The sequence below is a fragment of the Rahnella ecdela genome, assembly GCF_019049625.1.
GTDB lineage: Bacteria > Pseudomonadota > Gammaproteobacteria > Enterobacterales > Enterobacteriaceae > Rahnella > Rahnella ecdela.
Genome location: NZ_JAFMOY010000110.1, coordinates 45,584 through 66,888, shown reverse-complemented (window position 1 = coordinate 66,888; position 21,305 = coordinate 45,584). Strand labels below are relative to the sequence as shown.

General features: G+C 53.4%; 21 protein-coding genes. 19 read left to right on the top strand and 2 right to left on the bottom strand.

What is annotated here, in order from left to right; genetic code table 11:
* The first annotated feature begins 55 nt into the window (after positions 1-55).
* Together eno and queE are read left to right on the top strand one after the other, a co-directional pair.
* Complete coding sequence (gene eno / locus J1784_RS04405) at positions 56-1,360, top strand: phosphopyruvate hydratase (protein WP_217148179.1); 1,305 nt, start codon at positions 56-58, stop codon at positions 1,358-1,360.
* Between the two features lie 168 nt (positions 1,361-1,528).
* On the top strand, positions 1,529-2,200 hold the full coding sequence (gene queE, locus J1784_RS04400; protein WP_217148178.1) for a 7-carboxy-7-deazaguanine synthase QueE: 672 nt from the start codon (positions 1,529-1,531) through the stop codon (positions 2,198-2,200).
* Between the two features lie 130 nt (positions 2,201-2,330).
* Here queE and queD read toward each other — a convergent pair whose 3' ends face one another.
* The gene (gene queD, locus J1784_RS04395) at positions 2,331-2,690 is read right to left on the bottom strand and encodes a 6-carboxytetrahydropterin synthase QueD (RefSeq protein WP_113877448.1); all 360 of its coding nucleotides are present in this window, start codon (positions 2,688-2,690) and stop codon (positions 2,331-2,333) included.
* A 168-nt stretch (positions 2,691-2,858) separates the two neighbouring features.
* Between queD and J1784_RS04390 the strand changes: the two genes are divergently transcribed.
* The 4 genes from J1784_RS04390 to J1784_RS04375 all read left to right on the top strand — a co-directional run bounded on the left by J1784_RS04390 (position 2,859) and on the right by J1784_RS04375 (position 8,533).
* Positions 2,859-3,860, top strand: a complete 1,002-nt coding sequence (locus J1784_RS04390) for a hypothetical protein (RefSeq protein WP_217148177.1) — start codon at positions 2,859-2,861, stop codon at positions 3,858-3,860.
* Positions 3,861-4,204: 344 nt separating this feature from the next.
* Positions 4,205-6,007 (top strand): NADPH-dependent assimilatory sulfite reductase flavoprotein subunit, encoded by a 1,803-nt coding sequence (cysJ, locus tag J1784_RS04385; RefSeq protein ID WP_217148194.1) that lies wholly within the window; start codon positions 4,205-4,207, stop codon positions 6,005-6,007.
* Positions 6,008-6,034: 27 nt separating this feature from the next.
* Positions 6,035-7,771, top strand: a complete 1,737-nt coding sequence (gene cysI / locus J1784_RS04380; protein WP_217148176.1) for an assimilatory sulfite reductase (NADPH) hemoprotein subunit — start codon at positions 6,035-6,037, stop codon at positions 7,769-7,771.
* Positions 7,772-7,795: 24 nt separating this feature from the next.
* Positions 7,796-8,533, top strand: a complete 738-nt coding sequence (locus J1784_RS04375) for a phosphoadenylyl-sulfate reductase (RefSeq protein WP_217148175.1) — start codon at positions 7,796-7,798, stop codon at positions 8,531-8,533.
* A gap of 135 nt (positions 8,534-8,668) precedes the next feature.
* Here J1784_RS04375 and J1784_RS04370 read toward each other — a convergent pair whose 3' ends face one another.
* Complete coding sequence (locus tag J1784_RS04370) at positions 8,669-9,706, bottom strand: aminopeptidase (protein ID WP_217148174.1); 1,038 nt, start codon at positions 9,704-9,706, stop codon at positions 8,669-8,671.
* Between the two features lie 251 nt (positions 9,707-9,957).
* Here J1784_RS04370 and cysG point away from each other — a divergent pair, with 251 nt between their 5' ends.
* The 13 genes from cysG to rpoS all read left to right on the top strand — a co-directional run bounded on the left by cysG (position 9,958) and on the right by rpoS (position 21,244).
* Positions 9,958-11,382 (top strand): siroheme synthase CysG, encoded by a 1,425-nt coding sequence (gene cysG, locus J1784_RS04365; RefSeq protein WP_217148173.1) that lies wholly within the window; start codon positions 9,958-9,960, stop codon positions 11,380-11,382.
* 10 nt (positions 11,383-11,392) lie between these two features.
* Positions 11,393-12,301: a sulfate adenylyltransferase subunit CysD gene (gene cysD, locus J1784_RS04360; protein ID WP_112287719.1), complete on the top strand. Its 909-nt coding sequence runs from the start codon at positions 11,393-11,395 to the stop codon at positions 12,299-12,301.
* A 13-nt stretch (positions 12,302-12,314) separates the two neighbouring features.
* Positions 12,315-13,742 (top strand): sulfate adenylyltransferase subunit CysN, encoded by a 1,428-nt coding sequence (cysN, locus tag J1784_RS04355; RefSeq protein WP_217148172.1) that lies wholly within the window; start codon positions 12,315-12,317, stop codon positions 13,740-13,742.
* Position 13,743: 1 nt separating this feature from the next.
* Positions 13,744-14,385: an adenylyl-sulfate kinase gene (gene cysC, locus J1784_RS04350; protein WP_217148193.1), complete on the top strand. Its 642-nt coding sequence runs from the start codon at positions 13,744-13,746 to the stop codon at positions 14,383-14,385.
* 140 nt (positions 14,386-14,525) lie between these two features.
* Entirely contained in the window at positions 14,526-14,825 is a 300-nt protein-coding gene (locus J1784_RS04345; protein WP_217148192.1) for a DUF3561 family protein, read from the top strand.
* Positions 14,826-14,992: 167 nt separating this feature from the next.
* On the top strand, positions 14,993-15,313 hold the full coding sequence (ftsB, locus tag J1784_RS04340; protein WP_112287715.1) for a cell division protein FtsB: 321 nt from the start codon (positions 14,993-14,995) through the stop codon (positions 15,311-15,313).
* Positions 15,314-15,315: 2 nt separating this feature from the next.
* Positions 15,316-16,035: a 2-C-methyl-D-erythritol 4-phosphate cytidylyltransferase gene (gene ispD / locus J1784_RS04335; RefSeq protein ID WP_217148171.1), complete on the top strand. Its 720-nt coding sequence runs from the start codon at positions 15,316-15,318 to the stop codon at positions 16,033-16,035.
* Positions 16,035-16,508, top strand: coding sequence for a 2-C-methyl-D-erythritol 2,4-cyclodiphosphate synthase (gene ispF, locus J1784_RS04330; RefSeq protein WP_015695903.1), 474 nt, complete (start codon positions 16,035-16,037; stop codon positions 16,506-16,508). Before ispD ends, ispF begins: the two co-directional genes overlap by 1 nt.
* Before the next feature lie 22 nt (positions 16,509-16,530).
* A complete protein-coding gene (gene truD / locus J1784_RS04325; protein ID WP_217148191.1) occupies positions 16,531-17,577 on the top strand; it encodes a tRNA pseudouridine(13) synthase TruD in 1,047 nt (348 codons plus the stop codon).
* Positions 17,558-18,322 (top strand): 5'/3'-nucleotidase SurE, encoded by a 765-nt coding sequence (gene surE, locus J1784_RS04320; protein WP_217148170.1) that lies wholly within the window; start codon positions 17,558-17,560, stop codon positions 18,320-18,322. The genes truD and surE overlap by 20 nt, the downstream gene beginning before the upstream one ends.
* Positions 18,312-18,938 (top strand): protein-L-isoaspartate(D-aspartate) O-methyltransferase, encoded by a 627-nt coding sequence (locus J1784_RS04315; protein ID WP_217148169.1) that lies wholly within the window; start codon positions 18,312-18,314, stop codon positions 18,936-18,938. The genes surE and J1784_RS04315 overlap by 11 nt, the downstream gene beginning before the upstream one ends.
* 242 nt (positions 18,939-19,180) lie before the next feature.
* Entirely contained in the window at positions 19,181-20,206 is a 1,026-nt protein-coding gene (gene nlpD, locus J1784_RS04310; RefSeq protein WP_217148168.1) for a murein hydrolase activator NlpD, read from the top strand.
* Positions 20,207-20,257: 51 nt separating this feature from the next.
* Complete coding sequence (rpoS, locus tag J1784_RS04305; RefSeq protein WP_095923512.1) at positions 20,258-21,244, top strand: RNA polymerase sigma factor RpoS; 987 nt, start codon at positions 20,258-20,260, stop codon at positions 21,242-21,244.
* Positions 21,245-21,305: the final 61 nt, after the last annotated feature.

The following is a 21,305-nucleotide window of genomic DNA, read 5'->3' as shown; positions in this document are numbered from 1 at the left end:
CCATTGGCGCATCTCTTGTCTGAAGCTTTAGTTAACTTGTACTGAGGAAATCCTAATGTCCAAAATCGTTAAAGTCATCGGTCGTGAAATCATCGACTCCCGTGGTAACCCGACCGTAGAAGCTGAAGTTCATCTGGAAGGTGGTTTTGTTGGTCTGGCTGCTGCGCCATCTGGTGCTTCTACCGGTTCCCGCGAAGCGCTGGAACTGCGTGACGGTGACAAATCCCGTTTCCTGGGCAAAGGCGTACTGAAAGCCGTTGCTGCGGTTAACGGTCCTATCGCTCAGGCTGTAATCGGTAAAGACGCGAAAGACCAGGCTAACATCGACAAAATCATGATCGACCTGGACGGTACTGAAAATAAATCTAATTTCGGTGCTAACGCGATTCTGGCTGTTTCCCTGGCTGCTGCTAAAGCGGCTGCTGCTTCTAAAGGTCTGCCACTGTACGCTCACATCGCAGAACTGAACGGCACCCCAGGCAAATACTCTATGCCACTGCCTATGATGAACATCATCAACGGCGGCGAACACGCTGATAACAACGTTGATATTCAAGAGTTCATGATCCAGCCTGTTGGCGCAAAAACTCTGAAAGAAGCCATCCGTATGGGTTCTGAAGTGTTCCACACCCTGGCTAAAGTTCTGAAATCTAAAGGCATGGGCACTGCTGTTGGTGACGAAGGTGGCTACGCGCCAAACCTGGGTTCTAACGCAGAAGCTCTGGCTGTCATCGCTGAAGCGGTTAAAGCAGCAGGCTACGAACTGGGTAAAGACATCACTCTGGCGATGGACTGTGCGGCATCTGAGTTCTACAAAGATGGCAAATATGTTCTGGCAGGCGAAGGCAACAAAGCTTTCACTTCTGAAGAGTTCACTCACTTCCTGGAAGACCTGACTAAACAGTACCCAATCGTTTCTATCGAAGACGGTCTGGACGAGTCTGACTGGGCTGGCTTTGCTTACCAGACTAAAGTTCTGGGCGACAAAATCCAGCTGGTTGGTGACGATCTGTTCGTAACCAACACCAAGATCCTGAAAGAAGGTATCGACAAAGGCATCGTTAACTCCATCCTGATCAAATTCAACCAGATCGGTTCTCTGACCGAAACTCTGGCTGCGATCAAAATGGCGAAAGACGCTGGCTACACTGCCGTTATCTCTCACCGTTCAGGCGAAACTGAAGACGCTACTATCGCTGACCTGGCGGTTGGTACTGCTGCAGGCCAGATCAAAACCGGTTCTATGAGCCGTTCTGACCGTGTTGCTAAATACAACCAGCTGATCCGTATCGAAGAAGCGCTGGCGGCTGCGGGTACTCCTGCTCCGTTCAACGGTCTGAAAGAAGTTAAAGGTCAGTAATTACTGCCCCGTAACGCTTTCATAAAAACCCGCTCCGGCGGGTTTTTTTATGCTTAAAATTTGGCGATAGAGAAATCTGCCATACTCATTTACAGCACAAGTTTGGTCTCACCGGCCATATCTGTGATAATGCGCGCTGATTTTTTTTGAGAGATGACTGAGAAACCGATGCAGTACCCGATTAATGAGATCTTCGAAACCCTGCAAGGGGAAGGCTATTTTACCGGCGTGCCGGCGATTTTCGTTCGCCTGCAAGGCTGTCCTGTGGGTTGCAGCTGGTGCGATACCAAACACACCTGGGATAAAATTGCCGATCGGGAAGTCGATATGCAGCGTATTCTGGTCAAAACACAAGAGAGTGATGCCTGGGGTAATGCCACGTCAGAACAACTGCTCGACGTTATCGCACAGCAGGGTTATACCGCGCGTCACGTGGTGATCACCGGCGGTGAACCGTGCATTTACGATCTTACCGAGCTGACGTCATTGCTTGAAAAGAACGGTTTCAGCTGCCAGATTGAAACCAGCGGCACGCACGAAGTCCGTTGTTCGGTGAATACCTGGGTAACCGTTTCCCCGAAAGTGAATATGCGTGGCGGTTACGACATTCTGCCGCAGGCACTAAAACGTGCTGATGAAGTGAAGCATCCCGTGGCGCGTCAGCGTGATATCGACGCTCTGGATGCCCTGCTGGAAACGCTGACTGACAGCAAAGCGCGGATTATTGCCTTGCAACCCATCAGCCAAAAAGAAGAAGCCACCAGACTGTGCATTGCGACCTGCATTGCAAGGAACTGGCGGCTTTCAATGCAGACACATAAGTATCTCAATATTGCGTAATACCCTGCATCCTTCGCGCTGTCTCTGCGTTGGCTGCTTTCATTCACCCCAGTCACTGACTATTGTCAGCTCCGGGGGATTCATTTAATTGCCGCCTGGATAAAGCACGAATGATTTTGGGTATTTTGCGTTAACCTTTATAAACGCAACCCGCTGTGCAGGTTTCTTTGACGCGCACGGCGCTGAGCAGTGGCAACTTAGGTTTCATCTCGTTCCAGATCCACGCGGCCAGCACTTCGCTGGTCGGGTTTTCTAAGCCCGGAATGTCGTTCAGATTATAGTGATCGAGACGATCCAGAGTCGGATTAAACGCGGCTTTCAGATCGGCGAAATCCATCACCCAGCCGGTATGTGGATCCACTTCACCGGTTATCTCTAAACGGACGGTGAAAGAGTGGCCATGCAACCGGCCGCATTTATGCCCGGCAGGCACATGCGGTAAATGGTGGGCGGCTTCGAACTGAAAATCTTTAAATAATGTGGTGGTCATGAGGCAGTCTCGTTGCTCGAAAAAACGCGGCATAGTACCGGAATACCGGCTTACGTGCCATGACTTAACTGCGCTTTTCTTCACCAAATCCTGACTTTTACTCTCTTTACTCCGCCCGCATTGCTGGCTTACAGTGAGCCGGTAGAAACTAACCTGTTGAGATAGTGAATGATTACTGTGCTTCGTTGCGCTGTTCTGGCGCTGTTGTTCTCTGCCAGCGTGCAGGCAGAAACCACTGTGCCTACTCAGGAAGCCGCGCCCGCTGCGGCTAAACCGGCTCCCGCGGTGGCGAAAGCCGCTGTGACCAAAGTACCGGTTGCCAAAGTTCCTCTGGTTTTCCCGCAGGGATCCGGCGTGATGCATATAGCGCTTGCGGGGGGTAAAAAATCGCTGGAAGCTTTCACCTATCAGCCGGTTGGTGCAGATGAAACCACGCCGGTCGTTATCGTGATGACGGGTGTTGACCGTAACGCCGCTACGTACCGTAATGACTGGATGACGGTAGCTGATCAATATCATTTGCGCGTGGTCGTACCGCATTTCAGTGAGCAGGATTTCCCCGGTGCCGCTGGCTATAACCTCGGTAATCTGACCGACAGCAAAACGCATCATCGTTTGCCGAAATCTCAATGGGCGTTCAGCATTGTCGATAACCTGTTTACGACGCTGCAAAAACAGGGCATCACTGAGCAGAAGCAATATTATCTGTTTGGTAACAGCGCGGGCTGCCAGTTTGTTCACCGTATGCTAACGCTGTTGCCCGAGCCGAATGTGAAAGCAGCAGTCTGCGCGGCTGCAGGATGGTGGACATTGCCGGATACCGATCAGCGCTGGCCTTACGGTTTGCGTGAAGCGCCGGTTACCGTCAGCCAGCAGCAGCTGAATGATTACTTCGCCAAACCGGTGCTGATTGCCGTGGGCGCTGAAGACGATGATCCTGAAAACCGCCTGCTGCGTAAATCCAAACAAGCGATGGCGCAGGGTACCAACCGTCTGGAGCGGGCTGAAAGCTATTTCACCACGTCTCAGCAGCGCGCGGAGCAGAACAATACGCCGTTTAACTGGCACTTTATGGACCTGTCAGATGTCGGGCACAGCGGAAGCAAAATGTCGGTATTTGCCGCCGGACAGTTTGCCTGGTTTGAGCAGCACAACGCTTTCCACCTCTGAAAATGTCTGCGCGAAAGCCCGCCTGAAAAAAATTCATCACCCCGCTCCGGCGGGGTTTTTCTTTATTCGTCCGCGACTTGGAAATGAACAAACAAACTGACGGAATTTTTTTTAGCGATTTCAGTACGATAAAAATCACTGCTTACCACTTTTTCAGATAGAACTTACCTCTAAATCCTCTTAGTCATTTTGGTTATTTATTATTTCCATCACTTCTTTAATTGTTATTATCCGGCTCGTTAACCTACATCTTCTAAAAGGTCTTTCCCGCGCGTACTCACATTGTATAAGCCGCCGGAGGCCGGATTGATGACTTGCTTCTGCATAAGGGAATTCGTACCGCGATGACGACTCAGGCACCTCCAATTTCACTGCTCCCGTTAACCCCCGAGCAAATGGCCCGCCTTCAATCGGCGATTGGTGATTACTCGCCGACTCAGATGGCCTGGTTGTCTGGTTATTTCTGGGGAATGGTCAATCAGCAACCGGGTGCAGTTGCTGCTCCGGCACCGGTACAGACTGCCGCGTCGGTCACCCTGATTTCTGCTTCGCAAACCGGCAACGCCCGTCGTGTCGCGGAGCAGTTACGCGATGATCTGACGGCTGCAAAAATTAACGTCAATCTGGTGAATGCCGGGGACTATAAATTCAAACAAATTGGTCAGGAAAAGCTGCTGCTGATCGTGGCCTCAACGCAGGGCGAAGGCGAACAGGCGGAAGAAGCGGTCGCGTTGCATAAATTCCTGCAATCCAAAAAAGCCCCGCAAATGAAAGACACCGCTTTTGCAGTGTTTGCACTGGGCGACACATCCTACGAATTCTTCTGTCAGGCGGGTAAAGACTTTGATACCCGTCTGGGGGAGCTCGGTGCAGAACGTTTGTTAGACCGCGTTGATGCTGATGTGGAATATAAAGACACTGCCGAAAACTGGCGTAAGCGCATTGTCGATGTGCTGAAACAGCGCGTTCCGGCTGACACCGGTGCGCAGGCCGCGCCGACGCTTGCCGGTAGCGTGAATCAGGTCGACAGCAGTCCTTACACCAAAGAAGCTCCGCTGACGGCGACACTGGCTGTTAACCAGAAAATTACCGGCCGCGATTCTGATAAAGACGTGCGTCACCTGGAAATTGAACTCGGTGATTCCGGCCTGCGTTACCAGCCGGGTGATGCGCTGGGGATCTGGTTTGAAAACGATCCGCAACTGGTACAGGAAATCGTGGAACTGCTGTGGCTGAAAGGCGATGAAATCGTAGAAGTGAACGATAAAAAACTGCCGCTTTGCGAAGCGCTGCAACATCACATTGAACTGACCCAGAACACTACGCCGATTATCGAGAAATACGCCGCGCTGTGCCGCGACGAACATCTGACCGGTCTGCTGGCGGATAAACCTGCACTTCAGCAATACGCGCAGACCGTGCCGTTTGCTGACATGGTGCGCCGTGCGCCGACTGAGCTTGATGCCCAGCAGTTGGTGGACTTACTGCGTCCGCTGACGCCGCGCCTGTATTCGATTGCTTCTTCACAGGCGGAAACAGAATCTGAAGTACACATTACGGTGGGCGTGGTGCGTTATGACATCGACGGGCGTCCGCGTTCCGGTGGTGCTTCCGGCTATCTGGCCGATCGTCTGGAAGAAGACGGCGAAGTGAAAGTCTTCATCGAGCATAACGACAACTTCCGTCTGCCAGCTAATCCCGAAACGCCGGTCATTATGATAGGGCCTGGAACGGGCATCGCGCCATTCCGCGCCTTCATTCAGCAGCGTGATAACGACGGCGCTACCGGCAAAAACTGGCTGTTCTTCGGCAATCCCCACTTTACCGATGACTTCCTGTATCAGGTCGAATGGCAGCGTTATGTGAAAGACGGCCTGCTGACGAATATTTCTCTGGCATGGTCACGCGACCAGGCGGAAAAAGTGTACGTACAGGACAAGCTGCGTGAGCAGGGCGCTGAAGTCTGGCAGTGGTTGCAGGAAGGCGCACACGTGTATGTCTGCGGCGATGCTAACCGCATGGCGAAAGACGTAGAGCAGGCGTTACTGGAGATCATCGCCGAATATGGTGTGATGGATCTGGAAACTGCCGACGAATATCTCAGTGAATTACGTCTTGATCGCCGTTATCAGCGCGACGTCTACTAACGAATCAGAGCAATGAGCGAAAACCTTATGAGCAATAAGTTGTGGAGTGAACTCAATCCCGGTCCGGGCCCGCTGATCGTCGATGCCCCGCTGGCTGACGCCGAACGCCTGAAGAAGGAAAGTAATTTCCTGCGCGGGACGATAACCGAAGATTTGAAAGACGGTCTGACCGGTGGCTTCAATGGGGACAACTTCCTGTTGATCCGCTTCCACGGTATGTATCAGCAGGATGACCGTGATATTCGCGCTGAGCGTGCTGAGCAGAAGCTGGAGCCGCGTCACGCCATGATGTTGCGTTGCCGTTTACCAGGCGGGGTGATGACACCTGCGCAGTGGCTGGGCATAGACAAATTTGCTGAAGACAGCACGCTGTACGGCAGCATCCGTATCACTAACCGTCAGACTTTCCAGTTCCACGGCATCCTGAAACCGAACGTAAAACCCGTTCATCAGTTGCTGAACAAACTCGGTCTGGACGCGCTGGCGACCGCCAATGACGTTAACCGTAACGTGTTGTGTACGTCTAATCCGGTGGAATCTGAACTGCATCAGGAAGCGTATCAGTGGGCGAAGAAAATCTCTGAGCACCTGTTGCCGCGCACCCGCGCTTACGCCGAAGTCTGGCTGGATCAGGAGAAAGTCGAAACTACCGACGAAGAACCGATTCTGGGCGCAACGTATCTGCCGCGTAAATTCAAAACGACGGTGGTGATCCCGCCGCAAAACGATGTGGATCTGCATGCCAACGACCTGAACTTCGTGGCGATTGCAGATAACGGCAAACTGGTTGGCTTCAACGTGCTGGTCGGCGGCGGGCTTTCTATCGCGCATGGCGATAAAGCCACTTACGCACGCACTGCCAGCGAACTGGGCTTTATTCCGCTGGAGAATACGCTGGCCGTTGCCGAAGCCGTGGTCACCACGCAGCGCGACTGGGGCAACAGAACCAACCGTAAAAACGCCAAAACCAAATACACGCTGGAACGCGTCGGTGTGCCGGTATTCAAAGCTGAAGTTGAAAAACGCGCAGGTATTCAGTTTGGCGATGTCCGCCCTTACGAATTCACCGGTCGTGGCGATCGTATTGGCTGGGTAAAAGGCATCGACAAACAATGGCACCTGACGCTGTTTATCGAAAATGGCCGTATTCTCGATTACCCGGGCAAACCGCTGAAAACCGGACTGGCAGAAATTGCTAAGATCCATAAAGGAGATTTCAGGCTTACTGCTAACCAGAATCTGATCGTGGCCGGTGTCGCTGAAAAAGACAAAGACGCGATCGAAACTCTTGCGCGCAATCACGGCCTGATTGATGACGGTGTGACCGAGCAGCGTAAAAACTCGATGGCCTGCGTGTCTTATCCGACCTGTCCGCTGGCGATGGCGGAGGCAGAACGTTTCCTGCCTGAGTTTGTGACCAAAGTGGAAGGCATCATGCACGGCCACGGCGTGGGCGATGAACATATTGTTCTGCGTGTGACCGGTTGTCCGAACGGCTGTGGCCGCGCGCTGTTGGCTGAAATTGGTCTGGTAGGTAAAGCGATGAACCGCTACAACCTGCATCTGGGCGGTAACCGCGCCGGAACACGTATTCCGCGGATGTACCGCGAAAATATTTCTGATACTGAGATCCTGAATATTATTGACGAACTGGTCGGACGCTGGTCGAAAGAGCGTGAAACCGGTGAAGGCTTTGGTGACTTCGTGATCCGCACCGGGATCATTAAGCCGGTGCTGGATCCTGCACGCGACTTTTATGACTAAGCGCGATAAACGACAGGAGGCGATATGAGTTTGCTGAATATTACTCTGGCTGAACTAAACGAACTGCCGAAGTCCGGGCAATCTATGGCGCTGGCGGAAATCAACGTCAGCCTGGAAAAGCTGTCCGCACAGGAGCGTGTGCAATGGGCGCTGGAAAATATGCCCGGCGAATTCGCGCTGTCTTCCAGCTTCGGCATTCAGGCGGCGGTCTGTCTGCACTTGGTCACTCAGCAGAAACCGGACATTCCGGTGATCCTGACCGATACCGGCTATCTGTTCCCGGAAACCTATCAGTTCATCGATACGTTAACTGAGCAGCTGAACCTGAATTTACAGGTATTCCGTGCGGAACATTCGGCGGCGTGGCTGGAAGCGCGCTACGGCAAACTGTGGGAGCAGGGCGTCGAGGGTATCGAGAAGTACAATCACATCAATAAAGTCGAGCCGATGAATCGTGCGATTCAGCAGCTCGGCGTGCAGACCTGGTTCGCCGGTCTGCGTCGTGAGCAATCCGGCAGCCGTGCGCATCTGCCGGTGCTGGCGGTACAACGCGGTGTGTTCAAAATCCTGCCGATCATCGACTGGGATAACCGTCAGATCTTCCGCTATCTGCAAGACAACGGTCTGAGTTATCACCCGTTGTGGGATCAGGGCTATCTTTCCGTCGGTGATACGCACACCACCAGGAAGTGGGAAGAAGGGATGAAGGAAGAAGACACTCGCTTCTTTGGACTTAAACGCGAATGCGGCTTGCACGAGTAAATCCCCGTCATACTTCGGGTTACAGATGCGTTGGGGCCAACGCTTTGCGTTGTTCAAGAAGGCTTAGACCTTATTGTCTGTAACCCGAATTATTTAGGGGATTCCAGATTATAATCCCTTAAATTCTCTTCTTAATCAGGCGTGTTTCGCCGGTTTCGCCAGATCCTTCAGCAGCGGATAAAGCACTTTTACGGTGTCGCGTGAACGTTTTTCGATACGGCCCGGCAGCGTTTTATCCAGATATTGCAGATTGTCGAACTGGCTCTGATACCGCGTGGTGCCCAGCGGGAAGTGACGGCTGATCGCACGTTGCTGCTCGCCGTTTTTCTTACCCAGTGCAAAGTTAGTCGCTGTGACGTTCAGCAGCGGCAGGCGCGAATCGTCCAGCGCTTTTATTCCGTCGCAGCAATGCGTGCCTGCATGGCTTTCGGCAGGAATACCCAGACTGCGGGCAATGTTCAGTGCGCGTACACGGGTCAGTTTTGCGACCGCAACTGACGTGTTCATGCCGCTGTTAAAATACAATCTGTCGCCGGTCACCAGCGAATCAAGATTGATCACCAGCAGGGTATTTTTTTTCTCTTCAGCGCTCATGCGCTTCACAAAATCTTCCGCGCCTTTAGCCCCGGTTTCTTCCGCGCTGAGCGCCACGAAACGCAGGCTGTAATGCGTCGGGATGGCCTGCATACGTTCAGCCAGCTCAAGCATCACCCCCACGCCTGAAGCGTTATCATCGACACCCTGCAAGGTCAGGCCACCGAGATTATGATTGGTGTCGCTGTCACTTTGCGGCACATACGTATCGAAATGCGCCATCACGATAATTTGCTGCGGCACTTCGCCAGCGCGTGCGGCAATCACCGACGTGGCATGAATATTCTGCCAGTTCTGTTTGCCCGCATTGCTGGTGTAAAGATAACGGGTATCAAAGCCGCGTAAATCGCTCTTATACCCAAATTTATTGAATTGCTGATTCAGATATTCAGCAGCGATAAGTTCTGCCGGACTGCCTGCCATGCGGCCTGGAAAATAGGTCGCAATGTGACGAATCTGCTGACTGGCAATCATGCCCATTGCCGGAAGCGGGGCAGAAGCCGCCATCGCATGACCTAAACCGGCGCAACTCAGGCCTAAAACCAGCAGCGCCCGCGTCATGCGTGAAAAAGAAAACATAGCCAAAAATCCTTATTTGCTGGTCAAAGCGACCGGAAGGTAATCAAACAACAGGCCGCGTGTGGCGGTCTTTGTGGGGCATACAGTATGCGATTCTCTGCGCAATTAGACAATTTCCCGTTATCCCAAACCGCTCTTTTTGTCGGGCTATATTCCATTTAGTAACTATTCATTCCTTTTCGTCATTTCAGATCAATTATTGCCTGCACGTATAGTTTGTTTATTAATCCTGACAATCAATAAAGGCTTTTGTGGACTATCTACCAATATTTGCCGACCTCAAACAACGCCCTGTTCTGGTTGTTGGTGGTGGCGAAGTCGCTGCTCGCAAAATCGATCTTCTCCTGCGGGCGGGTGCGCAAGTACGGATAGTCGCACAGGCACTTTCTCCCGAGCTGGAACAACGCAGACAGGCCGCACAAGTCAGCTGGTCAGCGCAGGCATTTTTGCCGGAGCAGCTCGACGATGTGTTTCTGGTGATTGCCGCCACTGACGACGCTGCGCTGAATGCTGAAGTTTTCGAGCAGGCTAATCAGCGTCATGTTCTGGCTAACGTGGTTGACGATCAGCCAAAGTGCTCATTCATTTTTCCCTCGATTGTCGACCGTTCGCCGATTGTGGTGGCGATTTCTTCCAGCGGTAAAGCGCCGGTACTCGCCAGAATGCTGCGAGAAAAACTGGAAACTTTGTTGCCGAGCAGCCTCGGGCAAATGGCCGATATCGCCGGGCGCTGGCGGGAAAATGTGAAAGCGCAATTTAGTTCCATGCGCGCACGTCGTCGTTTCTGGGAACACGCGTTCGCCGGACGTTTTGCCAGCCTCGCCTCTGCGGGAAAGCTCGCAGAAGCCGAACAGGCGCTGCAACAGCAGTTAGAAAGTGCGGAAGACGTCTCGCATAACGGCAATGTCACGCTGGTCGGCGCAGGGCCGGGTGATGCAGGATTGCTCACCTTACGCGGGTTGCAGGTGATGCAGCAGGCCGATGTGGTGCTTTACGACCATCTGGTCAGCGACGAAGTGTTAGATCTGGTGCGTCGCGATGCTGACAAGATTTGTGTCGGTAAACGTGCAGGCAGCCATTCTGTCGCGCAGGAAGAAACCAACCGTCTGCTGGTCGAACTGGCGCAGCAGGGGAAAAGAGTCGTCCGTCTCAAAGGCGGTGATCCGTTTATTTTCGGGCGCGGCGGTGAAGAATTACAGGCGGTTAAAGCCGCCGGGATCCCTTTCCAGGTGGTTCCGGGCGTGACGGCAGCCGCTGGCGCAACGGCGTATGCCGGGATCCCTCTGACGCACCGTGACCACGCGCAGAGCGTCATATTTGTGACAGGACATTGCCGCCCGGAAAACAACGGCGTGCAGTGGGAAACTCTGGCGAAAGGCCAGCAAACATTGGCGATTTACATGGGCACGCTCAAAGCGGCTGAAATCAGCCAGCAGTTGATTGCTCATGGTCGCGCACCTGATACGCCCGTTGCGGTCATCGGACGGGGAACGCGTTCTGATCAGCAAGTGCTGACGGGAACACTCGTTAATCTTGAACATCTGGCTCAACAGGCGCCGACGCCGGCGCTACTGGTGATTGGTGAAGTGGTTTCGCTTCATCAGGAACTGGCCTGGTTTGGGCATCATCCTGAGACTGACGGTACCCAACGCCCGTCGGTTGTGAATTTGGCTTAAAGGATCTGTTATGGACGAAAAACGACTGACTCATTTGCGGCAACTGGAGGCGGAGAGTATCCATATCATCCGTGAAGTGGCTGCTGAATTCGCCAACCCGGTGATGATGTACTCCATCGGGAAAGATTCCTCGGTGATGCTTCACCTGGCTCGCAAAGCTTTCTTCCCGGGCACGCTGCCGTTCCCGCTACTGCATGTGGATACCGGCTGGAAATTCCGCGAAATGTACGAATTCCGTGACCGCACGGCGAAAAACTATGGTTTCGAACTGATTGTGCACAAAAATCCGGAAGGGGTGGCGATGGGTATTAACCCGTTCGTGCACGGCAGTGCCAAACACACCGACATCATGAAAACTGAAGGGCTGAAGCAGGCGCTGAGCAAACACGGTTTTGATGCCGCGTTCGGCGGTGCCCGTCGTGACGAAGAAAAATCCCGTGCCAAAGAGCGTATCTATTCGTTCCGTGACCGCTTCCACCGCTGGGATCCAAAAAACCAGCGCCCTGAGCTGTGGCACAACTACAACGGTCAGATCAACAAAGGCGAAAGCATTCGCGTCTTCCCGCTCTCTAACTGGACTGAGCTGGATATCTGGCAGTACATCTATCTGGAAAACATCGAAATTGTTCCGTTATATCTGGCCGCGCCGCGTCCGGTGCTGGAGCGCGACGGTATGCTGCTGATGGTGGATGACGATCGTATTGACCTGCAACCGGGCGAAGTGATCGAGAAGAAAATGGTGCGTTTCCGTACCCTGGGTTGCTGGCCGCTGACGGGTGCCGTTGAATCCGAGGCGCAATCGCTGCCGGAGATCATCGAAGAAATGCTTGTATCGACTACCAGTGAACGTCAGGGACGAGCGATCGACCGTGATCAGGCCGGTTCGATGGAACTGAAAAAGCGTCAAGGGTACTTCTGAGGAGCCGCAGCTAATGAATAACGCAATTGCACAACAAATCGCGGAGCAGGGCGGCGTCGAAGCTTACCTGCACGCTCAGCAACACAAAAGTCTGCTGCGCTTTCTGACCTGCGGCAGCGTCGACGACGGCAAAAGTACGTTGATCGGACGCCTGCTCCATGACACCCGTCAGATCTACGAAGATCAGCTGTCATCGCTGCACAACGACAGCAAACGCCACGGCACGCAGGGCGAGAAACTGGATCTGGCATTGCTGGTGGACGGTTTACAGGCTGAACGCGAACAGGGCATCACCATTGACGTGGCTTACCGTTATTTCTCCACCGAGAAACGTAAGTTCATCATCGCCGACACGCCGGGGCATGAGCAGTACACCCGTAACATGGCGACCGGTGCATCGACCTGTGATCTGGCTATTTTACTGATCGACGCCCGCAAAGGTGTGCTGGATCAAACCCGTCGCCACAGCTTCATTGCGACATTGCTCGGGATCCGCCATCTGGTGGTGGCCGTCAATAAAATGGATCTGGTGGATTATAGCGAGACGGTTTACGAGCAGTTTAAACAGGATTATCTGGATTTCGCTCAGCAGTTGCCGACCGATCTGGATATCAAATTTGTTCCGCTTTCTGCGCTGGAAGGCGACAACGTGGCGACGCCTAGCGAGAAAATGAGCTGGTATACCGGCCCGACACTGCTCGACGTGCTGGAAACGGTCAACATCATCAACATCCGTGAACAGCAGCCGATGCGCTTCCCTGTACAGTATGTGAACCGTCCAAACCTCGATTTCCGCGGTTATGCCGGTACGCTGGCTTCGGGTTTCGTGCGCGTTGGTCAGAAAATCAAAGTGCTGCCATCCGGTGTGGAGTCCACCGTGGCACGGATTGTCACTTTCGACGGTGACCTGCAGGAAGCCCGGGCGGGTGAAGCGATAACGCTGGTGCTGGCCGATGAGCGTGATATCAGCCGTGGCGACACGCTGGTCGACGCTGAAGAAACAGTTAAGCCGGTGCAGAACGCCAAAGTTGACGTGGTGTGGATGGCGGAACAACCGCTGAGCGTCGGACAGAGTTACGACATTAAAGTCGGCGGCAAGAAAACCCGTGCACGCGTTGAGAACATCGAATATCAGGTGGAAATTAACTCCCTGACGCAGCGTGTGGTGGATAACCTGCCGCTCAACGGTATCGGTCTGGTGGAGCTGGCCTTTGATGAACCGCTGGTGTTGGATAACTATCAGAGCAATGCGGTTACAGGGGGGATGATCTTTATCGATCGCCTGAGTAACGTTACCGTCGGTGCAGGCCTGGTGCGTGAAGCGGTTGAACAGGTTTATCAGGAATCGGACAAATACAGTGCATTTGAGCTTGAACTGAACACCCTGGTTCGCCGTCACTTCCCGCACTGGGGCGCACGTGACCTGCTGGGTGGCAAATAAGATGGCGGCACCGGACGGGACAGTATTACAGGACAGTTCTTTGTTAAAAGATGAGAATGTTGTCTGGCATCCGCACGCTGTTACACGTGCGGATCGCGAAAAACAGCACGGACATCGCGGTGCAGTATTGTGGTTCACCGGGCTTTCGGGCTCGGGGAAATCCACCGTCGCAGGCGCACTGGAACAGGCATTGCATGCGCAGGGCATCAGCACCTATCTGCTTGATGGCGATAATGTCCGCCACGGGCTGTGCCGTGATCTGGGCTTCACTGACGATGACCGGCGTGAAAACATCCGTCGCGTGGGCGAAGTGGCAAAACTGATGGTGGATGCCGGACAAGTTGTACTGACCGCGTTCATCTCACCGCACCGCGCCGAGCGCGATATGGTGCGTGATTTGCTGGAAGAAGGTCAGTTTATTGAAGTGTTTGTGGATACGCCGCTGGCTATCTGTGAAGCACGTGATCCGAAAGGTTTGTACAAAAAAGCCCGTGCGGGTGAACTGAAAAACTTCACTGGCATTGACTCAGAATATCAGCCGCCAGAGACCCCGGATGTGCATCTTGATGGTGAACAATTGGTAACATATTTGGTCCCGCAATTATTAGATGTGATGCGCCAGCGCGCTATTATCAATCCCTGAATGTTGCCGGCCAAACGCCACAGAGCGTGCCGGTTTACACTGAAATACAGGGATCACCTATGCAGGCTTTAATCAGCAGACTCGTCAGCCGGATCCGCGTGGATCGTACCGGGGAAATCAGCCCCCGGACACGCGTGCCGATGCCGGCCACAGACAGTACGGACACCGAAGATCCTTCCTACTCCATGCAGGGCGGATTCATCGGGTTTGTCTTCTACTGGCTGGCGTTTGCGATCCCTTTTCTGGTTTACGGTTCAAATACTCTGTTTTTCCTGCTCTATACCTGGCCGTTCTTCCTGGCTTTGATGCCGGTTTCCGTGCTGATAGGCATCGCGTTCAGCATGTTCTTTGGCGGGGTCTGGTTTAAAACCTCACTGGCCAGCGCTATCTGCATCATTGGTATGTTCTGGACAGTCTTCTCTTTTCTGTCTGGCTGGTGATTTTTCTTGGCGGTTTTCCCTGCAAATTCCCTTCACGATGTAACCCATTGTGTCATTCTCACCCATAATTGCGTGCGTAAGTCTGATTCTCACCGGCATTTACCCTGCCGCAGTGGAGTCAGAGGGAAAGTTGTGGGATGATTGTCCAGCTTTTTTAGGGGGCGGGGATGGGCAAACTAACACTGCTATTACTGATTTTACTTGGCTGGCTACAGTATTCGCTGTGGCTGGGTAAGAATGGTATTCACGATTATGTTCGTGTAAACGATGATGTTCAGGTGCAGCAAGGTAATAACGGCAAACTGAAATCACGTAATGATCAACTTTTCGCAGAAATCGACGATTTAAACGGCGGTCAGGAAGCGATCGAAGAACGCGCACGCAACGAACTGGGCATGATTAAACCCGGCGAGACTTTCTATCGTCTGGTGCCTGACAACAAACGTGCGCCGGGCAGCACCGTTTCGCAAAACAACCTGAATCAATAGCCATGAGCCATACCGCAGTTTCCCTTCCAGAGGTCATTGCCGTGTTACCGGCTGCCGGAATTGGCAGCCGTATGCAGGCAGAATGCCCCAAGCAATATCTCTCTGTTGGCGGCAAAACGCTGATAGAACATTCAATCCGGGCTTTGCTGCAAAGTGGCAGAGTCAGCCAGGTCATCGTAGCGTTAAGTCCGCACGACACCCAGTTCGCACAACTTCCCATCGCCAGCGATCCGCGTATCCGCGTGGTGGAAGGGGGGGCTGAACGGGCAGAATCGGTGATGGCCGGTCTGGACGTCGCCGGAAATAACGGCTGGGTGCTGGTGCATGACGCCGCGCGCCCGTGCCTTCACCCGGATGATCTCATTAATCTGCTGGCGATTTGTGCCACCAGCAAAGTCGGTGGGATCCTCGCAGCCCCTGTGCGCGACACCATGAAACGTGGCGAACCGGGCATCGCGGCGATTGCGCATACGGTCGATCGCCAGGATCTCTGGCATGCGCTGACGCCGCAATTTTTCCCGCTCGAATTACTGAAAACCTGCCTGCGCCGTGCCCTCAATGAAGGTGCTGTGGTCACAGATGAAGCATCTGCAATGGAATATTGCGGGTTTCATCCTATGCTGATCCCGGCACGGGCCGATAATATTAAAGTCACCCGGCCAGAAGATCTGGCGCTGGCAGAATTCTATTTAACCCGCTTATCCCAGGAGGAGAACGCATAATGCGTATCGGTCACGGTTTTGATGTACATAAGTTTGGCGGCGAAGGCCCGCTGGTGATCGGTGGTGTGCGTATCCCTTATCCGCAGGGTTTACTGGCGCATTCTGACGGCGATGTGGCGCTGCACGCGGCCACTGACGCGCTGCTCGGTGCAGCCGCGCTGGGTGATATCGGTAAATTGTTCCCGGACACCGATCCGGCATTCAAAGGCGCTGACAGTCGTGAACTGCTGCGTGAAGCTTATCGCCGAATCCGTGCGAAAGGCTACAAGCTTGGCAATCTGGATATCACGATCATTGCACAGGCACCGAAAATGGCGCCGCACATCCCGCAGATGCGTGTTTTTCTGGCCGAAGATTTGCAGTGTCATATGGATGACGTCAACGTAAAAGCCACGACCACTGAACAGCTCGGCTTTACCGGGCGCGGCGAAGGTATTGCCTGCGAAGCCGTTGCCCTGCTGATTAAGGAATGATGTTGTGGAAGATTACCGCATGATAGATATGTCACGTCTCACCTGGTTACTGGGCGAACCTGTCGCCACCGGCCAGCTGAAAGCCAATCCGGAAGACTTTATTGTCGAAGAGGATCTGGGCTTTGAGCCGGACGGCGAAGGTGAACATCTGTTGGTGCGGATCCGCAAAAATGGCTGCAACACGCAATTTGTCGCCGAGCAGCTGGCGCGTTTCGCCAAAGTGCATCCGCGCGACGTCAGTTATGCCGGGCTTAAAGATCGTCATGCGGTCACCGAACAATGGTTTTGCCTGCATCTGCCGGGCAAAGCTGACCCTGATTTAAGCCAGTTTGACCTCGAAGGCTGCGAAGTGGTCCGCGCATCCCGCCATCGCAAAAAAATGCGTATCGGTACACTGAAAGGCAATGCGTTTACGCTGGTGCTGCGACAGATAAGCGATATCGCGGATGTCGAAGCGCGTCTGGAAAAAATCACCCAACAGGGCGTACCGAACTATTTCGGCACTCAGCGTTTTGGTCGTGGCGGTAATAATCTGGTGCAGGCGAAACGCTGGGCGACCAACGAAGCCCGTCCGAAAGAACGCGCCAAGCGCAGCTTCTATCTTTCCGCCAGCCGCAGTGCGATGTTCAATATCGTCGCCAGCCAGCGTCTGGCAAATGGCACCGTCCGTCAACCGATGCTGGGCGACGCCCTGCAACTGAGCGGACGCGGCAGCTGGTTTGTGGCGAAAGCCGAAGAGTTTGAATCACTGAAACCCCGCGTTGAAAGCGGTGAACTGCTGGTGACGGCGCCTTTACCGGGTGACGGTCCGCTGGGCACGCTTGAAGACGCCGAGGCGTTCGAACAAACCTGTCTGCACGACCAGACGGACTTGCTGTCATTGCTCAAACGTGAACGGGTGGAACCTGCGCGCCGTGCCATTATGCTGCAACCTTTGCAGATGCAATGGCAGCGCTGGGATGACGTCACTCTGGAACTCAAATTCTGGTTACCGGCCGGCAGTTATGCCACCAGCGTGGTGCGTGAACTGATGAATCTGGATGAAACTGATGCGGATATTACTGAGTAACGACGACGGCGTACTGGCTCCGGGCATTCAGGCGCTGGCGTCCGCGCTGCGCGAGTTTGCCGACGTGAAGCTGGTGGCCCCGGACCGTAACCGCAGCGGTGCGTCAAACGCGCTGACGCTGGACGGCCCGTTGCGTATTCAGTCATACCCTAACGGCGATACTGCCGTGATTAATGGCACGCCGACCGACTGCGTATATCTCGGCGTGAATACGCTGATGCGCCCGAAGCCGGATATCGTGGTCTCCGGCATTAATGCCGGGCCCAATCTGGGGGACGACGTGATTTATTCCGGCACGGTTGCCGCCGCGATGGAAGGCCGTCATCTGGGCTTTCCTGCGCTGGCGGTCTCACTGGACGGGCATCAGCATTACGACACGGCGGCGATCATCACTTGTCGTATTCTCAGGGCGCTATCGCGTGAGCCATTGCGTACTGGCAAAATTCTGAATATTAACGTTCCGGATTTGCCGCTTTCGCGGATCTTGGGCATCAAAGTAACGCGTTGCGGTAGCCGTCATCCGGCCGAGCAGGTATTTTGTCAGCAGGATCCGCGCGGTCAGGACTTGTACTGGATTGGCCCGCCGGGCGATAAGTTTGATGTCGGACCTGACACTGATTTTGCGGCTGTCGCACAAGGTTATGTTTCAGTGACGCCACTTCAGGTGGATTTAACTGCCTATGCGGCTCAGGATGTCGTGGTCTCATGGTTGGAAAAGGCCGGGGTGAGCGCGAATGGTGAATAAGCCGATGTACAACCTGCTGGAACAGTTGCGTCAGCAGGGCATTCATGATGAAAAACTGTTACATGCCATCGAGTCTGTGCCGCGTGAGCGCTTTGTCGATGAGGCATTTCAGCATAAAGCTTACGAAAACACCGCGTTGCCGATTGGCTCAGGCCAGACGATTTCTCAGCCTTATACCGTAGCGAGAATGACTGAACTGCTGCGCCTTGAGCCTTCTTCACGCGTGCTGGAAATTGGCACCGGTTCAGGTTATCAAACCGCCATTCTGGCGCATCTGGTGGAGCATGTTTTCTCGGTTGAGCGTATCAAGGGCTTGCAGTGGCAGGCCAAAAGACGCCTTAAGCAGCTCGATTTGCATAACGTCTCGACGCGTCATGGTGACGGCTGGCAGGGCTGGCCTTCGCGCGGCCCGTTTGATGCCATTATTGTCACCGCCGCACCTCCTGAAATACCTCAAGATTTACTGCAACAACTCGATGATGGCGGCGTGTTAATCCTGCCTGTTGGCGAAGAAAATCAGACACTGCAACGGATCACCCGGCGCGGTGAGGAGTTTGTCGCAGAAAATATCGAAGCCGTTCGTTTTGTCCCGCTGGTGAAAGGCGAACTTGCCTGAAACCGATGATGCGCTGGTGCCTTCAGGACTAACTCCTTAAAATTTAAATACAACTGTTATATGGTGCTGTACTGGCGATGTTGATAGCATCCACTACAGTTTTTTATGGCACAGCGGCATTCAGGCAAAGACCTGAATGAGCATGTTGCCTGCCCGCACCGTGTCCGATGACACGAAAAGCGCCAGCTGGCGCGGTGTGCGTGGTTAAAGAGATATTCTGAGATTGCCGTAACGGGGGAAATATGAGCACGGGAAGCCCAATAAAAACACTAAGCCGCATTGCAGTGTGTACTTTTATCAGTGCCTGGATGGCGGGATGTACGAACAATTCAACAACATCCGCACCTATCAGCAGCGTCAATGGCGGTGGTAACAGCGGCAATACCAGTCAGAATACTCTGAATTCCGCTCCGCAAATGGCACCTGCTGTCGGCTCTGGCGGACACATTGTTTACAACCGCAGCTACAACTCCATCCCTAAAGGAAGTTATAGCGGCAGTACCTATCAGGTGAAGCGTGGCGACACCCTGTTTTACATTGCCTGGATCACCGGCAATGACTTCCGTGACCTGGCCGCACGCAACAATATCCCTGCGCCGTACAGCCTTGAAGTCGGGCAGACAGTCCAGATAAACAACGTCTCTTCTGCGGCCAGTACGAGCAGCACGCCGGTCGTCACAGATGCGACAAATGGCGGTGTTCCTAAAGTTCCTACCGGGGGAATGCTCACAGGTTCTGTGGTTGCATCTCAACCAACTACCACGTATTCTGATTCTTCTGGTAAACAGAATGTAGGCAAGATGTTGCCTTCATCAGGTGCAGTTACTACTACCACCACAACACCTGTTGCTGTAGCCAGCACTCCCGTCGCCACCTCTGCAAATAATGGCGGTCCGGTTTCCTCCTGGAAATGGCCGACTGACGGGAAAATTATCGATAATTTCTCAGCTTCTGAAGGGGGAAATAAGGGGATCGATATCGCTGGTTCGCGTGGACAGTCTGTCGTAGCAACCGCCTCGGGGCGTGTGGTTTACGCGGGTAATGCTCTTCGCGGTTACGGTAATCTGATCATCATCAAACACAATGATGATTACCTGAGCGCCTATGCACATAACGATACAATGCTGGTCCGGGAACAACAAGAAGTGCAGGCGGGACAAAAAATAGCGACTATGGGTAGCACCGGAACCAGTTCAGTAAGATTGCATTTTGAAATTCGTTACAAGGGGAAATCCGTAAACCCGCTGCGTTATCTTCCGCAGCGATAAATCGGGGCAGAGCATTGATTCTGCCCTCGGGACCACGGGTAGGAGCAGCTTATGAGTCAGAATACGCTGAAAGTTAACGAGTTACATGATGATGTAGATTTCGATGAGAACAGCGCTGAAGCCTTTGACGAGAAAGCAATAGTCGAAGAGACTGCCGACAACGATGCTGAAGAAGAATTGTTGTCGCAGGCTGTAAGCCAAAGAGTGCTGGATGCCACTCAACTGTACCTCGGTGAAATCGGTTATTCCCCTCTGCTTACCGCAGAAGAGGAAGTTTATTTTGCACGACGCGCGCTGCGGGGAGATGTTCCTTCCCGCCGCCGTATGATTGAAAGTAACCTGCGTTTGGTGGTTAAGATTGCCCGCCGCTACAGTAATCGCGGTCTGGCACTGCTGGATTTGATCGAGGAAGGCAATCTGGGTCTGATCCGTGCGGTTGAAAAATTTGACCCTGAGCGCGGCTTCCGTTTCTCTACCTATGCAACATGGTGGATCCGTCAGACAATCGAACGGGCGATCATGAATCAAACCCGGACTATTCGTCTGCCAATTCACATCGTTAAAGAACTGAACGTTTACCTGCGTACCGCACGTGAACTTGCACATAAACTGGACCATGAACCGAGCGCTGAAGAGATTGCTGAACAACTCGACAAACCGGTACATGATGTCAGCCGTATGTTGCGCCTGAATGAACGCATCACTTCTGTAGATACCCCGTTGGGTGGTGACTCAGAGAAAGCGTTGTTAGATATTCTGGCGGATGAAAAAGACAACGGCCCGGAAGACACCACACAAGACGACGATATGAAACAGAGTATCGTGAAGTGGTTATTCGAGTTGAATGCAAAACAGCGTGAAGTTCTGGCGCGTCGTTTCGGCCTTTTAGGTTATGAAGCAGCGACGCTGGAAGATGTGGGCCGCGAAATTGGTCTGACACGTGAACGTGTTCGTCAGATTCAGGTAGAAGGTTTGCGTCGCCTGCGTGAAATCCTGCAGGGACAAGGGCTGAGCATCGAAGCACTGTTCCGCGAGTAACCTACTCGTCAGACAGTCGCTGCATTATGCAGTATCTGCAAGAACGGAAAATAAAAACGGT

What these genes read in the sequence shown, in the direction of transcription:
- cysN (WP_217148172.1), top strand. Translation starts at nt 12,315, where the DNA reads ATGAATAACGCAATTGCACAACAAATCGCGGAGCAGGGCGGCGTCGAA.
- cysC (WP_217148193.1), top strand. Translation starts at nt 13,744, where the DNA reads ATGGCGGCACCGGACGGGACAGTATTACAGGACAGTTCTTTGTTAAAA.
- J1784_RS04345 (WP_217148192.1), top strand. Translation starts at nt 14,526, where the DNA reads ATGCCGGCCACAGACAGTACGGACACCGAAGATCCTTCCTACTCCATG.
- rpoS (WP_095923512.1), top strand. Translation starts at nt 20,258, where the DNA reads ATGAGTCAGAATACGCTGAAAGTTAACGAGTTACATGATGATGTAGAT.
- cysJ (WP_217148194.1), top strand. Translation starts at nt 4,205, where the DNA reads ATGACGACTCAGGCACCTCCAATTTCACTGCTCCCGTTAACCCCCGAG.
- ispD (WP_217148171.1), top strand. Translation starts at nt 15,316, where the DNA reads ATGAGCCATACCGCAGTTTCCCTTCCAGAGGTCATTGCCGTGTTACCG.
- cysI (WP_217148176.1), top strand. Translation starts at nt 6,035, where the DNA reads ATGAGCAATAAGTTGTGGAGTGAACTCAATCCCGGTCCGGGCCCGCTG.
- ftsB (WP_112287715.1), top strand. Translation starts at nt 14,993, where the DNA reads ATGGGCAAACTAACACTGCTATTACTGATTTTACTTGGCTGGCTACAG.
- J1784_RS04375 (WP_217148175.1), top strand. Translation starts at nt 7,796, where the DNA reads ATGAGTTTGCTGAATATTACTCTGGCTGAACTAAACGAACTGCCGAAG.
- eno (WP_217148179.1), top strand. Translation starts at nt 56, where the DNA reads ATGTCCAAAATCGTTAAAGTCATCGGTCGTGAAATCATCGACTCCCGT.
- nlpD (WP_217148168.1), top strand. Translation starts at nt 19,181, where the DNA reads ATGAGCACGGGAAGCCCAATAAAAACACTAAGCCGCATTGCAGTGTGT.
- queD (WP_113877448.1), bottom strand. Translation starts at nt 2,690, where the DNA reads ATGACCACCACATTATTTAAAGATTTTCAGTTCGAAGCCGCCCACCAT.
- queE (WP_217148178.1), top strand. Translation starts at nt 1,529, where the DNA reads ATGCAGTACCCGATTAATGAGATCTTCGAAACCCTGCAAGGGGAAGGC.
- J1784_RS04390 (WP_217148177.1), top strand. Translation starts at nt 2,859, where the DNA reads ATGATTACTGTGCTTCGTTGCGCTGTTCTGGCGCTGTTGTTCTCTGCC.
- surE (WP_217148170.1), top strand. Translation starts at nt 17,558, where the DNA reads ATGCGGATATTACTGAGTAACGACGACGGCGTACTGGCTCCGGGCATT.
- J1784_RS04315 (WP_217148169.1), top strand. Translation starts at nt 18,312, where the DNA reads ATGGTGAATAAGCCGATGTACAACCTGCTGGAACAGTTGCGTCAGCAG.
- ispF (WP_015695903.1), top strand. Translation starts at nt 16,035, where the DNA reads ATGCGTATCGGTCACGGTTTTGATGTACATAAGTTTGGCGGCGAAGGC.
- J1784_RS04370 (WP_217148174.1), bottom strand. Translation starts at nt 9,706, where the DNA reads ATGTTTTCTTTTTCACGCATGACGCGGGCGCTGCTGGTTTTAGGCCTG.
- cysD (WP_112287719.1), top strand. Translation starts at nt 11,393, where the DNA reads ATGGACGAAAAACGACTGACTCATTTGCGGCAACTGGAGGCGGAGAGT.